9 protein-coding genes are annotated in these 13,846 nt (G+C 70.2%); 4 read left to right on the forward strand and 5 right to left on the reverse strand.

The window, feature by feature from the left end; genetic code table 11:
* From ABZ930_RS24380 to ABZ930_RS24390, 3 genes are all read right to left on the reverse strand, one after another.
* Positions 1-428 (reverse strand): alpha-amylase family glycosyl hydrolase (locus tag ABZ930_RS24380; RefSeq protein ID WP_361551338.1); only part of this gene is annotated, 428 nt, incomplete at its 3' end.
* Between the two features lie 37 nt (positions 429-465).
* Complete coding sequence (locus tag ABZ930_RS24385) at positions 466-2,481, reverse strand: maltotransferase domain-containing protein (RefSeq protein ID WP_361551542.1); 2,016 nt, start codon at positions 2,479-2,481, stop codon at positions 466-468.
* A 790-nt stretch (positions 2,482-3,271) separates the two neighbouring features.
* Positions 3,272-4,489 (reverse strand): S8 family peptidase, encoded by a 1,218-nt coding sequence (locus ABZ930_RS24390; RefSeq protein WP_361551341.1) that lies wholly within the window; start codon positions 4,487-4,489, stop codon positions 3,272-3,274.
* A gap of 194 nt (positions 4,490-4,683) precedes the next feature.
* On the opposite strand from ABZ930_RS24390, the gene ABZ930_RS24395 reads away from it, so the two are divergent.
* The 4 genes from ABZ930_RS24395 to ABZ930_RS24410 all read left to right on the forward strand — a co-directional run bounded on the left by ABZ930_RS24395 (position 4,684) and on the right by ABZ930_RS24410 (position 9,863).
* A complete protein-coding gene (locus tag ABZ930_RS24395) occupies positions 4,684-5,235 on the forward strand; it encodes a 1,4-alpha-glucan branching protein (protein WP_361551344.1) in 552 nt (183 codons plus the stop codon).
* A gap of 147 nt (positions 5,236-5,382) precedes the next feature.
* Positions 5,383-5,964, forward strand: coding sequence for a hypothetical protein (locus ABZ930_RS24400; RefSeq protein ID WP_361551347.1), 582 nt, complete (start codon positions 5,383-5,385; stop codon positions 5,962-5,964).
* 159 nt (positions 5,965-6,123) lie between these two features.
* Complete coding sequence (gene glgP / locus ABZ930_RS24405; protein ID WP_361551350.1) at positions 6,124-8,745, forward strand: alpha-glucan family phosphorylase; 2,622 nt, start codon at positions 6,124-6,126, stop codon at positions 8,743-8,745.
* A gap of 113 nt (positions 8,746-8,858) precedes the next feature.
* Complete coding sequence (locus tag ABZ930_RS24410) at positions 8,859-9,863, forward strand: GNAT family N-acetyltransferase (RefSeq protein WP_361551353.1); 1,005 nt, start codon at positions 8,859-8,861, stop codon at positions 9,861-9,863.
* 49 nt (positions 9,864-9,912) lie between these two features.
* On the opposite strand, the gene ABZ930_RS24415 is transcribed toward ABZ930_RS24410, so the two are convergent.
* A complete protein-coding gene (locus ABZ930_RS24415; RefSeq protein ID WP_361551356.1) occupies positions 9,913-11,478 on the reverse strand; it encodes a M4 family metallopeptidase in 1,566 nt (521 codons plus the stop codon).
* 243 nt (positions 11,479-11,721) lie between these two features.
* Positions 11,722-13,794 (reverse strand): M4 family metallopeptidase, encoded by a 2,073-nt coding sequence (locus tag ABZ930_RS24420; RefSeq protein ID WP_361551359.1) that lies wholly within the window; start codon positions 13,792-13,794, stop codon positions 11,722-11,724.
* Positions 13,795-13,846: the final 52 nt, after the last annotated feature.

The following is a 13,846-nucleotide window of genomic DNA, read 5'->3' on the forward strand; positions in this document are numbered from 1 at the left end:
TAGTCGCCGTAGGGGCCCTCGGGGTCCGAGCGGGACTGCTGGAACCACTCGTGCTGATCGCTCGTGTGATTCATGACGAAGTCGATGATCACGCGCATGCCGCGCTGGTGCGCGGCGTCCACGAACTCCACGAAATCGGCGAGATCGCCGAACTCGGGGAGCACCGAGGTGTAGTCCGAGACGTCGTAACCGCCGTCGCGGAGCGGGGATTTGAAGAAGGGGGGCAGCCAGAGGCAGTCCACCCCCAGCCACTGGAGATAGTCCAGCTTCGCCGTGATGCCCTTGAGGTCTCCGACGCCGTCGCCGTTGCTGTCCTGGAAGGAGCGGACCAGGACCTCGTAGAAGACGGCACGCTTGAACCAATCCGGGTCCCGGTCCTTCTGCGGAGTGTCCTCGAAGGTGTCCGGGACGGGCTCATTCATGATCATGGTGTGGGTGACCCTCCGAATTTCTCTTCCAGAGAATTCATCGCGGCGTGGACGGTCGCAGGACGGTGAGGATGTGCGCGGGCGAACGGCCCGGTTCGAGACGCACGTAGTTCGTCCTGCCCCAGTGGTAGCTGTCGCCGGTGAGCTCGTCGCGCACCGCAGAGGACTCGTGCCAGCCGAGCCCCAGTTGTGGCATGTCCAACGAGACCGTCGCTTCCTGGGTGTGGTGCGGGTCGAGGTTCACGACGACCAGAACCGTGTTCGAGCCACTGCGTTTCGAGTACACGAGGACCGCGTCCTGGTCGGCGTGGTGGAAGTGCACGTCGCGCAGCTGGCGCAGTGCCGGGCTGCGGCGCCGGATGTCGTTGAGCGCGGTGATCAGCGGAGCGATCGTCCGCCCTTCGCGCGCCGCCGACTCCCAGTCCCGCGGCCGTAGTTCGTACTTCTCGGAGTGCAGATACTCCTCGCTGCCGGGACGTAGCGGAGTGTTTTCGCACAGCTCGTATCCGCTGTAGACACCCCAGGCGGGCGAGAGCGTGGCGGCGAGCACCGCGCGCAGTTCGAAGGCCGGACGGCCGCCGTGCTGGAGAAACTCATGGAGGATGTCCGGCGTGTTGGTGAAGAGGTTCGGCCGCATGGAGGCCGCTGTCTCGCCCGCCAACTCCTGGATGTACTCGGTCAGTTCCTGCTTCGAATTGCGCCAGGTGAAGTAGGTGTACGACTGCTGGAAGCCGACCTCGGCGAGAGTGCGCATCATCGCCGGGCGGGTGAAGGCCTCCGCCAGAAAGATGACATCGGGGTCGCTGCGGTTGATGTCCGCGATGACGTGTTCCCAGAAGACGACCGGCTTGGTGTGCGGGTTGTCGACGCGGAAGATGCGGACGCCGTGCGCCATCCAGTGCCGCAGGACCCGGGTGGTCTCCGCGACCAGGCCCGGCAGGTCCGCGTCGAAGGCGATGGGGTAGATGTCCTGGTACTTCTTCGGGGGGTTCTCGGCGTACGCGATCGTGCCGTCGGAGCGGTGGTGGAACCACTCCGGGTACTTCTCCACCCACGGATGGTCGGGGGAGCACTGGAGCGCGAAGTCGAGCGCCACCTCCAGGTTCAGCTCCCGCGCCTGCGCCACGAACGCGTCGAAGTCGTCCAGGGTGCCGAGGTCCGGGTGGATCGCGTCGTGGCCGCCCTCCGGGGAGCCGATCGCCCAGGGGACGCCGACGTCGTGGGGGCCCGGCGAGAGGGAGTTGTCGGGGCCCTTGCGGAAGGTGGTGCCGATGGGGTGGACGGGGGGCAGATAGACGACGTCGAAGCCCATGTCCGCGATGGCCGGCAGGCGGCGGGCGGCGGTGGCGAAGGTGCCGCTCACGGGTGGCTCGCCGGGTGTGACGACGGCTCCCTCCGAGCGCGGGAAGAACTCGTACCAGGACCCGTACAGGGCTCGTTCCCGCTCCACGAGCAGCGGCAACTCCTCGCTTCTGGTGAGCAGTTCGCGCAAGGGGTGCCGGGTCAGGGCCTCGTCCACGTCCGGGGCGAGGGCGGCGGCGAGGCGGGCCGCGGGCGGGCGGGCCGTGTCGCGCAGCGCGGCGACGGCCGTCAGGACCGGGGCGCGCCGCGGCTCGGGGATGCCGGGGGCGGCCCGCTCGTACAGCAACGCGCCTTCCTCCAGTACGAGTTCGGTGTCGATGCCCGCCGGGACCTTGATCCGGGCCGTGTGCCGCCAGGTCGTCACGGGGTCGCCCCACGCCTCGACGCGGAACGTCCAGGAACCCGGCGCGTCGGCGGTGACCTCGGCGCCCCAGCGGTCGGTGCCCGGGGCCAGTTCGCGCATCGGCGTCCAGGGGCCCTCCTGCCCGTCCGGGCCGCGCAGTACGACATTGGCGGCGACCGCGTCGTGCCCCTCCCGGAACACGGTGGCCGTCACCTGAAAGGCCTCGCCCACCACGGACTTGGCGGGCCGGACGCCTCCGGCGATCAGTGGGCGGACGTCCCGGATGGGGATACGTCCCGTGGTGACCCGGACGGACAGCGCGTCCGGCACCGGCCCCGCCTCGCCCACCTCTGCGCCGCCGGACCCTGCCGAGCCGACCTGCGCCGCGACGCTCCGCGCGGGAACGGCTGCCGCCGCGGCGGCCTTCGCCGGGAGGGGCTCCGCCGGGACCGGGGTTGCCTTCGTCCGGGTGGACTTGGCCCGGGTGGTTTTCGTGGGGGTCGCCTTCGTGGGGGCGGCTTCTGTCGGGACCGCCTTCGTCGAGGCCGCCTTCGCGGGGATGGCTTCTGTCGGTGCCACCTCCGCCCGTGATACCTCCGCCGGAAGCGCCTCCGCCGGGGCTGCCTCCGCCGGGACCGGGGTTGCCTTCGTCCGGGTGGGCTTGGCTCGGGTGGTTTTTGTCGGGGTCGCCTTCTTAGGGGGTGCCTTCGGCGTCTTGGTTGCTGGCCGGGCGGTCGGCGGAGTGGTGTTCTCCGGGGGCGTCTCTGCCGTGATCGGTGGCTTTGGCGTGGTTTTCTTTTGGGTTGTCTTCTTCCGCGCGGCGGGCTTCTGCGCGGATGTCGCCTTCTTTGCGGGCTTCTTTCGGGGGGAAGCCTGCTGTTCCGGGTGGTCGGGCTGTGGCTGCTCGGGGTTCGGTCGGGGGGACGGGCGCTTTGCGGGCATGACCGCTCCTGTCCGCGGAGGATTCGGGGGTTGCGGAGGCGCACTTCTGGTCAGAGGGCCGTGCGGGGTACCGGGGGAGCCTTCCACGGCCGATGGGTGGGCAATCCGGTGCTTTGTTAACTACTCGCGCGTAAGGGCACACACAAGACCGGTCCCGCCGGGAGCGACGGGACCGGCTCATGAACTCACCTCTCGCCTAAGGGTTGTCGACCTGCAACAGCTTGTTCGGTGAGCCGGGCCCCGCGCCGGTCACCCGACTCGGAACGGCCTGCTCGACGAGCGCCTTGCTCACATCGGCGGGTGTCGCCCACGCGTGATCGGCGAGATACAGCGCGGCGGCACCCGTGGCGTGCGGAGACGCCATGGACGTACCGGAGTAGGTGGCTTTCCCTGTGTCGCTCGCGAACGACGCGGACGTGATGCCGACGCCGGGCGCGAACAGGTCTACTCGAGTACCCCAGTTCGAGAAACTCGCACGCGCGTCTTTCCGATCCGTGGCACCGACCGTGATCGCCTCCTTGACCCGGGCGGGGGAGTACAGGCTCGCCGGCAGCCCGTCGTTGCCCGCCGCGACCGTGTACGTGACACCCGAGGCGATGGAGTTGCGGACTGCCTGGTCGAGTTGGGCATTGGCATAGCCGCCCAGACTCAGATTGGCGACGGCGGGCTTCCTCGCATGCTTGGTCACCCAGTCGATACCTGCGATGACCTGGGCCGTCGTCCCGGATCCCGCGTCGTCGAGAACGCGCACGGCGACCACGTTAGCCTTCTTCGCGACGCCGTACTCGGTGCCCACGACGGTTCCGGCCACATGGGTTCCGTGCCCGTTCTCGTCCTGGGCGACCGCGTCGTTGTCGACGAAGTCCCAGCCGGAACTCGCCCGTCCGCCGAAGTCCTCGTGCGTCGTACGGATGCCCGTGTCGATCACGTACACGGTCACCCCCGCGCCCGCCGACTTAGGCCAGGTGTAGGACCTGTCGAGCGGCAGATCGCGCTGGTCGATGCGGTCCAGGCCCCACGAGGGCGGGTTCTTCTGAGGGCGGTCGTAGGCGACGGCGGTGTCCTGCGCGACGGAGACGACGTCCGGATCGGCGGCCAGCCGCTCGGCCTCCGCCCTGTCGGCCCGCACCGCGTACCCGTTGAGCGCATTGCTGTACGTGTGGCGTATTTTCACCCCGTATTTCGTGGCAAGACCCTTGCCCGCCTCGGACGGGGCGCTCGTTCCCCCCTTCAGTGTCACGATGTAGCTGCCCGCCACGGCGCCGGGCTCCCCGGCGCCCTGTATCCGTCCCTGCGCGGGGGCGGCCTGGGCGGGCAGCGTGATGGCCGAAAGCACCGCGACTGCCACGAGCGCGGTGAGCCCGCCGGCCCCGCGCAGCCTACGTTTCCGCGTCCCTGGAACGGTCACTGCCATATGTGAGTTCCCCTCCTCAACCCGGCGCGGCATCACGCCAGTTGGCAGCCTCTCGTGTGGTGTGAAGCGCCACAAGGTTGTACGAGGGGGCGGAATCGGCCATATCGCCCGTGGGAAAGCGTGAGGGGCTGAGAGGGTTGCGGCGAAATCCGGTCGATCGGGCCCGCCCGGACCGGCTGCGGCAGGATGGCCCCATGTCCATCATTCACCGCACCACCCTCACGCCCACCAAGCTGGAACTGCTCACGGGCTGGCTGCCGAAGCAGCCCTGGTACCGGGGCGCGGGCACCCCCGAACTCGCCAAGGCGGGCGGCTTCCGGCTCGACGACCCGGCCGGGGAGGTCGGCATCGAGTTCATCGCCACCACCGACACCTCGGGGCCCGAGCCGGTGACCTACCACGTGCCGATGACCTATCGCGGCGCCCCGCTGCCGGACGCCGACGGAGCGCTGATCGGGACCCTCGTGCACGGCGTGCTCGGCGAGCGCTGGGTGTACGACGGCTCCCAGGACCCGCTGCTCGTCGGGGAGTTGACCGCGCTGATCAAGGGCGAGGTGCCCGCGCACGCGCAGAGCGTCGACGGCGCCCTCGACCCCACCGTGCACGCCGTCCCCGGTGACGGGCGGCCGGAGATCGTGCGCGTACTGGAGCCCGGCTCCACGACCCCGGGCGGGGTCACCGCCGAATGGGAGAGGTCGGACGGCACTCGGGTGCGCGGCGTCTTCGCCGTCGTCCGCGCCGACTGACCGCCGCCCCCGCCGACGGATCACCCGGACGGGATGTCGGATTCCGCCGGGACCGCGGCGTCTGACATCGTGGCCACGTCACCGACAGCTCACCATCGGTGACGTGTCGTCACGTCGAGCGGGGGAGAAGCAGGGATGAGTTCACGGATGCGAGCACGGACAGGCCAGACCGCACGCGACGCCGGGCGCCCGAGGCGGCCCGGAGGCGGATGGCGACGGCGGGCCGCCCTCGGCGCGGCCGCCCTCCTGTCGGCGGCCGGCGCCCTGGCCGCCGCCACCGCGCCCGCCCAGGCCTACGGCCCCAACCCGAAGGTCGCCGCCGTCTACCGCGACACCGGTACCTGCCCGTGCCGCGGCGGCGCCCTCACCGACCCCTACGGCGGCACGTCCTTCGCGCGCGACCCGGGCGGCTACGCGGTCAAACTGGAGCTGACCCGGGGACGTTCGTTCGTCGGCAAGGTCGAATTCCACCCGGACGGCGAGAAGCTCCGGGTGTACGACACGAAGAACGACGACGACACCTTCTACGTGCACGTCACCTACACCTCGGGCCGCACCACCCACGATCTCGGCACCTACACCGCGCCCGGCACCGCCGCCGTCGTCGACCACATGACCAAGGACTTCGACATCCCCGAGGGCGCCGGAGTCGACATCTCCGTCTACGACGACGCCCGCCTGACCGACTACATCGGCGGGGCGCGCGGCACCGGCGGAGCCGTCGCCTAGGGCCTGTCTTCACACTCCCTCGGCCAAGGGCGGAATCCGGGCGCCCCGCCGTGCGCCGTGGCTAGCGGGCGTGGGTGCGCACTACCTTCGGAGACCCGGGCCGCACAGCGCTGTGCGGCCCGGCCCGCTGTGTCCCTGCGTACTTTCCGAGGTGATCACGTGAAGGCCATCCGTCGATTCACCGTACGTCCGGTCCTGCCCGAACCCCTCGCCCCCTTGCACGAGTTGGCCCGCAATCTGCGCTGGTCCTGGCATCCGGGAACCCGCGATCTGTTCGCCCTCGTCGACCCGGAGCGCTGGGCCGCGTCCGACGGCGACCCGATGCGGCTGCTCGGTGACGTGCCGCCCTCCCGGCTCGCCGCACTCGCCGCCGACGAAGCCTTCCTGGCGCGGCTGAGCGAGGTCGCCGACGACCTGCGCGGCTATCTCCAGGACGACCGCTGGTATCAGAGCCGGAGCGGCGGCCCGGCCCGATTGCCGTCCTGTATCGCCTACTTCTCACCCGAGTTCGGCATCACCGCCGCGCTGCCGCAGTACTCGGGCGGTCTCGGCATCCTCGCCGGCGACCACCTCAAGGCCGCGAGCGATCTCGGGGTCCCGCTCATCGGCGTAGGACTTCTCTACCGGCACGGATACTTCCGGCAGTCGCTGTCCCGGGACGGGTGGCAGCAGGAGACGTATCCGGTCACCGATCCCAACGAACTGCCGCTGTCCCTGCTGTGCGAGCCCGACGGCACCCCCGCGCACATCGGCCTGGCCCTGCCCGGCGGGCGCAGCCTGCTCGCCCGGGTCTGGCAGGCCCAGGTGGGGCGCGTCCCGCTGCTCCTGCTCGACTCCGACGTCGAGCAGAACGACGTCCACGAACGCGAGGTGACCGACCGGCTCTACGGCGGCGGCAGCGAGCACCGGCTCCTCCAGGAGATGCTGCTCGGCATCGGCGGGGTGCGCGCGGTGCGCACGTACTGCCGACTGACCGGGCACGCGCCGCCCGAGGTCTTCCACACCAACGAGGGCCACGCGGGCTTCCTCGGCGTGGAGCGCATCGCCGAACTCGCCGACGAGGGGCTCGACTTCGACGCCGCGACCGAGGCGGTGCGGGCCGGCACCGTCTTCACCACGCACACCCCGGTCCCGGCCGGCATCGACCGCTTCGACCGCGAGCTGGTCGCCCGGCACTTCGGCGGCGGGGCCGAACTCCCCGTGCTCGACGTGGAACGCATCCTCGGCCTCGGCATGGAGACCTATCCGGGCGGCGACCCGAACGTCTTCAACATGGCCGTGATGGGGCTGAGGCTCGCGCAGCGCGCGAACGGCGTCTCGACGCTGCACGGCTCCGTCAGCCGCGAGATGTTCTCGGGGCTGTGGCCCGGCTTCGACCCGGAGGAGGTCCCCATCACCTCGGTGACGAACGGGGTGCACGCCCCGACCTGGGTCGCCCCCGAGGTCTTCCGGCTCGGCGCCCGCCAGATCGGCGAGCGGCGCACCGAGGACGCCCTGTCGGTCGGCGGCTCCGACCGCTGGGACGCGGTCGGCGACATCGCGGACCGGGACATCTGGGAGCTGCGCAGGTCGCTGCGGTCCCAGCTGGTGGACGAAGTGCGCGAGCGGCTCGCCGCGTCCTGGCGGCAGCGCGGCGCGGGCTCGGCCGAACTCGGCTGGATCGACGGCGTGCTCGACCCGGACGTCCTCACCATCGGCTTCGCGCGCCGCGTCCCCTCGTACAAGCGGCTCACCCTGATGCTGCGCGACCCGGACCGGCTGATGCGGCTGCTCCTCGACGAGGACCGGCCCGTGCAGATCGTCGTCGCGGGCAAGGCGCACCCGGCCGACGACGGCGGCAAGCGGCTCGTCCAGGAACTGGTCCGCTTCACCGACGACCCGCGCGTGCGCCACCGCATCGTGTTCCTGCCCGACTACGGCATGGCGATGGCGCAGAAGCTCTACCCCGGCTGCGACATCTGGCTCAACAATCCGCTGCGCCCCCTGGAGGCGTGCGGCACGTCCGGGATGAAGGCGGCGCTCAACGGCTGCCTCAACCTATCGGTCCTGGACGGCTGGTGGGACGAGTGGTTCGAGCCGGACTTCGGCTGGGCGATCCCCACCGCCGACGGCACCGCCACCGACGAGCACCGCCGCGACGAGCTGGAGGCGAACGCGCTCTACGAACTCCTGGAGAACCGGGTGGCGCCCCGCTTCTACGAACGCGGCCCCGAGGACCTGCCCGACCGCTGGATCGAGATGGTCCGCCAGACCCTCACCCACCTCGGCCCGAAGGTGCTGGCCGGCCGCATGGTCCGCGAGTACGTCGAGAAGCTGTACGCGCCCGCCGCCCGCGCCGACCGGGCGCTCACCCCGGACGCCGCCCGGGAGCTGGCCGCCTGGAAGGCCCGGGTCCGCGCCGCCTGGCCGCGGGTCGCCGTCGACCATGTGGAGGCGGCGACGGCATCGGCCGAACTGGGCGCCACCCTCGCGCTCCACGTCCGCGTCGCCCTCGGCGAACTGGGTCCCGACGACGTCGAGGTGCAGGTCGTCGCCGGCCGCGTCGACGCCGAGGACAGCATCGCGGAGGCGGCGACCGCGCCGCTGAAGCCGGTCGCGGGCCCGGACGACGACGGCCGCTGGTCCTTCGAGGGTCCCCTCTCCCTCGACCGCACCGGCCCCTACGGCTACACGGTCCGCATCCTCCCGGTCCACCGCCTCCTCGCCGCACCGGCGGAGACGGGCCTGGTGACGGTGCCGCCGGAGGCGCTGGGGGAGGGGGCGGGGGTGTTGATGCGCTGACCCGGCCGGGCGTCCCGGTGATGACCGATCGCGCCTCTTACGGGTGACAACATGTTCGAACTCCCGCGTGCCGAGGGTAAGTTGAGGCCATGTTGGCCAAACGGGGGAGTCACATGCGCGCGCCGTCGAGGCAGATCGGTTCCATCGAGGTCGTCAGAGCCCGGGAGGAGCATCTCGACAGCGTCGTGGCGCTCGCCCACGAGCGGCGACTGGATCCCGGGGACCCGCGCGCCGGCCGTGACGGGTTCCTGGTCTCCGACTACACCCGGGCCGACTACGAGGCCCGGCTCACCACCGCCGAGCACTTCTGGGTGGCGGTCAAGGGCACGGACGTCCTGGGCTTCGTGCTGGCCTACAGCGACGAGCGGGTCGAGCCCGACGAGTGGCTCAACCACCGGATCAAGTCGACCCTCGGCGCGTTCCTCGTCATCAAGCAGATCTGCGTCGGGCGGGCGGTGGCCCGCGGCGGGGTCGCCTCCCGGCTCTATCACCAGGTGCTGGAGTCGTGGTCGGGCACTCCGGTGATCGCGGCCGTGGTCAGCCGTCCGTACAACGAGGCGTCCGTGCTCTTCCACCGCAAGCTGGGCTTCGAGGAGCTGACCCGGCTCACCCCGCCGGACGGCAAGGAGCGGATGGTGTGGGTGTGGCGCAAGCCGCGCGAGGAGATGCTGAAGGCCCAGTACCAGGTGGCGATCGACCTCTACAAACACGAGGACGTCCTCAACTGGAACAAGCTGAACAACTTCTTCTACATCACCGCGGGCCTCGCCGCGGCGCTCGGCTTCGCGGTCAGCAGCAGCGGCGACAAGGAGTCGGGGGTGGCGAACACCGCGCAGGGGATCTCGTACATCCTCTGCGCCATCGGGCTGCTGTCCGCTCTGGCCTTCTCCCAGATGCTCCGCTTCGGCCGGCGCTATCTGAGCGCCCGCAAGCGCGCCGCGATGGAGCTGGAGGAGCATCTGGCCTGGCACGGCGGGCAGCGGATAGTGGCCAGGGAGGCGGCGGCCGACGGCAACTCCTGGCTCCAGCAGTCACCGACCGGGATGATCATGATCGCGCTGCCGTCGCTGGTGGCCGTCTGCTGGATCGTGATGCTGGTCGTCCTCGTCCGGAACTGACAGCGGGGGCGGCGCCCGTCGGACGCCGCCCCCGCTTCCCGTCAGGGTCCTACTTGACGTTCACGCCCGCCCAGGCCGCGTCCACGGCCTTGTACTCGGCCGAGTCCGCGCCGTACAGGTCCTTCGCCGCGTCCAGCGTGCCGGTGCGCGCCGCCGCGTAGTTGGTGCTCGACGTGAAGTACGTCGTCAGCGCCTTGAACCAGATCTGCTCGGCCTTGTCGCGGCCGATGCCGGTGACCGTCGAGCCGTCGGAGGTCGGCGAGTCGTAGTCGACGCCGTTGATCGTCTTCTTGCCGCTGCCCTCGCTGAGCAGGTAGAAGAAGTGGTTCGCGATGCCGGACGAGTAGTGCACGTCGACGTTGCCCGCGCCGGACTTCCAGGCGTCGAGCGAGGCGCCGTCCTTGCTCGGCTTGTCCATGTAGCGCAGCGGCGAGCCGTCGCCGTTGATGTCGATCTTCTCGCCGATGAGGTAGTCGCCGACGTCCTCGCTGTTGTTCGCGTAGAACTCCACCGAGGTGCCGAAGATGTCGGACGTCGCCTCGTTCAGGCCGCCGGACTCACCGCTGTAGATCAGGCCCGCGGTCGCCGCGGTGACGCCGTGGCTCATCTCGTGCGCCGCCACGTCGAGAGCGGTGAGCGGGTTCTTGTTGCCCTCGCCGTCGCCGTACGTCATGCAGAAGCAGCTGTCGTCCCAGAACGCGTTGACGTACGCGTTGCCGTAGTGGACGCGGGAGTAGGCACCCTTGCCATCGCCGTTGATGCCGCTGCGGCCGAAGACCTCCTTGTAGAAGTCCCAGGTCTCCTGCGCGCCGTAGGCGGCGTCGACACCGGCGGTCGCGGGGTCGTTGACCGTGCCGTCGCCCCACTTGTCGTCGGCGTCGGTGAACAGCGTGCCCTTGCCGGACGAGCCGTTCTTCAGGTCGTACGTGGAGTGGCCGCCGCGGGTGTCGTCGGTCAGGGCGTACGACGAGCCCGACTTGGTGGTGCCGATCTCGACGCTGCCGCTGTACTCGGACTCGCCGGTGCCGGTCTTGATCTCGTCGAACTGGGTGATCTTCTTGCCGGTCGCGGCGTCCGTGACCACGTGCATCCGGCTCGGCGTGCCGTCCTTCTTGGTGGACTTCACGACCTTCTCGTACGCGAGTCTGGGCGTGCCGGTCGCCGCCCAGACGATCTTGCGGGCGCCGGACGGGGCCGCCGTGAGGGAGGCGCCGGTGGTCGAGACCTCGATCGACTTCGAGGTCGCCTTGGTGACGCCCTCGCGCTTGCCGGACTTCGACTCGTGGACGACCAGGTCGCCGCCGATGACCGGGAGGCCGTCGTAGGTGCGCTCGTAGCGGGTGTGCGTGGCGCCGTCGCGGTCCTTGACCACGTCACGGACGACCAGCTTCTCCTTCGAGCCGAGCTTCAGCTCCTTCGCCGTGTCGGCGGTCTGGGCGCTCGCGTCCTTGATCAGGTCCGCCCGGGCGTTCGCGCTGAGAGCCAGTGGGGTGGCTCCCGACGCGGAGGGCTGGGCCGCGGCGCCGGTGGCGGTGAACGTCCCGGCGATGAGCGCGCCGGCGGCGACGGCCGTGGCGATGGACAGAGAAGTGCGACGCGATATGTGCGGAGTCACGAAGAAAGCTCCTCAAGTGAAGTGGGGGGATGAGCTTTGCCGTGCGGGTCGTGCGGGGATGACTCTGACAGTTGAGTACTGCACGTGTCATGTACGCGATCGTAGGTTGGCCGGAATTCGTCCGTTGAGCGATAACTGACGTACGGATTGCGAACACGCTGTGACATCCGTACGACATGAACGAGCGCGCCGCACCGGGGAGTTGAACCACCGGTGCGACGCGCCCAGCTGGTGCGGAGGTGCTTACGGGAACGTCAGCTTGAAGCTGTTGATGTAGCCCGTGTCCTGCGCGCCGAGGTCCTGGACCTTCAGCTTCCAGACGCCGTTCGCGGTCTCCGTCGAGGCGTTGACCGTGTACGTGGCCTGAATGTTGGGGGTCGGGTCGTAGACCGAGGAGTGCAGCCGGTACGTCTTGCCGCTCGGGCCGACCAGGTCGACCTGGAGGTCACCGCTCCAGGTGTGCACGATGTCCACGCCCACGGAGAGGTTCGTCGGCGCCTTGCCGGTGATGCCGGAGACGGTCACGGACGAGGTCACCGCGGCACCCGGGTAGTCCGGGACGTTCACGTTGGCGTCGTTGGTGAAGGTCTTGCCGGTGGGGGTGCCACCGCCCGAGCGGGCGCCCACGTTGATCGCGGCGAAGGCGTCCTGCACCGCCTTGTACTCGGTGGACGTCGTCCCGTACAGCTCACCGGCCGCCGCCAGCGCACCGGTGCGCGCACCCGCGTAGTTGGTCGTCGAGGTGAACTTGGTGGTCAGCGCCTTGAACCAGATCAGCGCGGCCTTGTCGCGGCCGATGCCGGTGACGGGCAGGCCGTCGGAGGTCGGCGAGTTGTAGCTCGTCCCGTTGACGACCTTCGCGCCGCTGCCCTCGCTGAGCAGGTAGAAGAAGTGGTTGGCCGGGCCCGACGAGTAGTGCACGTCGACCGAGCCGATCCCGGAGTACCAGGAGTCCTTGGACGCGCCGTCCTTGCTGGGCTTGTCCATGTAGCGCAGCGGGGTGCCGTCGCCGTTGATGTTGATCTTCTCGCCGACGAGGTAGTCGCCCGCGTCGGAGGAGTTGGCCGCGTAGAACTCGACGGCCGCCGCGAAGATGTCGGAGGTCGCCTCGTTGAGGCCGCCGGACTCGCCGCTGTAGTTCAGCCCCGCGGTGTTGGAGGTGACGCCGTGCGTCATCTCGTGCGCGGCCACGTCGATCGACGTCAGCGGGTGGGTGTTGCTGGTGCCGTCGCCGTACGTCATGCAGAAGCAGCTGTCGTCCCAGAACGCGTTGACGTACGCGTTGCCGTAGTGGACCCGGCTGTACGCGCCGACGCCGTCGCCGCGGATGCCCGTCCTGCCCTGGACGTTCTTGTAGTAGTCCCAGGTCAGCGCGGCGCCGTAGTGCGCGTCGGCGGCGGCCGTCTCGGTGTTGGACGCGGCGCCGTTGCCCCACACGTCGTCGCTGCCCGAGTACAGGGTGCCGGTGCCGGACGTGCCCCGGTTGAGGTTGTACGTCTTGTGGGCGCCGCGGGCGCTGTCGTTGAGGGTGTACGACGAGCCCGACTGGGACGTGCCGAGGGTGACGGTGCCGCTGTACTGGGTGTTGCCCGTGCCCGTCTCGATCGCCTGCCACTCGTGCAGCTTCTTGCCCGTGGTGGCGTCGGTGATCACGTGGAGGGCGTTCGGGGTGCCGTCCTCCTGGAGCCCGCCGACCACGGTCTCGTACGCGAGAGTGGGCTGCCCCTTCTTCGCTCCCTGGCCGAGCCAGACCACCTTGCGCGGCGCCTTGTCGGCCTCGGTCTTCTTCGAACCGTCGGCCTTCGCGAGGGTGAGGGCCTGCGCCTCGGCGGTGGACGCCTTCACGTCCGCCGTCGTGTCCACGCCCTTGAGCCGGGCCTTCGACGCCTTGGTCACGCTCTTCTCGGCACCGGACTTGGCGGTGTCGACGATGAGGTCGCCGCCGAGGACGGGCAGTCCGGCGTAGGTGCGCTCGTAACGGGTGTGCGTCGTGCCGTCCTTGTCCTGGAGCACGTCACGCACGACGAGCTTCTCCGAGCTGCCGAGCCCGAGGTCCTTCGCGGTGTCGGCCTTGTCGGCGTTCGCCTCGCGCAGCAGCTCGGCCCGCTTGGCGGGGGAGAGCTTCACGGGCAGCGCGCCCGGGTCGGCGCCGCGGGCGGCGTTCGCCGTGATGCCGGCGGCCGCCGATGCGGTGCTCTGGGTCGCGTCGGCGGAGGCCGGTCCGGACTGGACGGCGACGGCCAGCAGCGCGGTGACCGCGCCGGCGGCGGCTGCCGCGGTGGCGCGGCGTCTGTGGGAGGTGGAAGAGCTTCTCAACGCTGAACTCCTTCTGCGTGGCCGCGGATTGCGCGGCCAGTGGGGTTCGGGC

Origin of the sequence: Streptomyces sp. NPDC046716 (assembly GCF_040645755.1) — a bacterium.
In the GTDB taxonomy this organism is placed as follows: Bacteria; Actinomycetota; Actinomycetes; order Streptomycetales; family Streptomycetaceae; genus Streptomyces.

Excerpts from the sequence above, each read along its gene's own strand:
- ABZ930_RS24390 (WP_361551341.1), bottom strand. The coding sequence starts at position 4,489 with ATGGCAGTGACCGTTCCAGGGACGCGGAAACGTAGGCTGCGCGGGGCC.
- ABZ930_RS24395 (WP_361551344.1), top strand. The coding sequence starts at position 4,684 with ATGTCCATCATTCACCGCACCACCCTCACGCCCACCAAGCTGGAACTG.
- ABZ930_RS24400 (WP_361551347.1), top strand. The coding sequence starts at position 5,383 with ATGCGAGCACGGACAGGCCAGACCGCACGCGACGCCGGGCGCCCGAGG.
- ABZ930_RS24410 (WP_361551353.1), top strand. The coding sequence starts at position 8,859 with ATGCGCGCGCCGTCGAGGCAGATCGGTTCCATCGAGGTCGTCAGAGCC.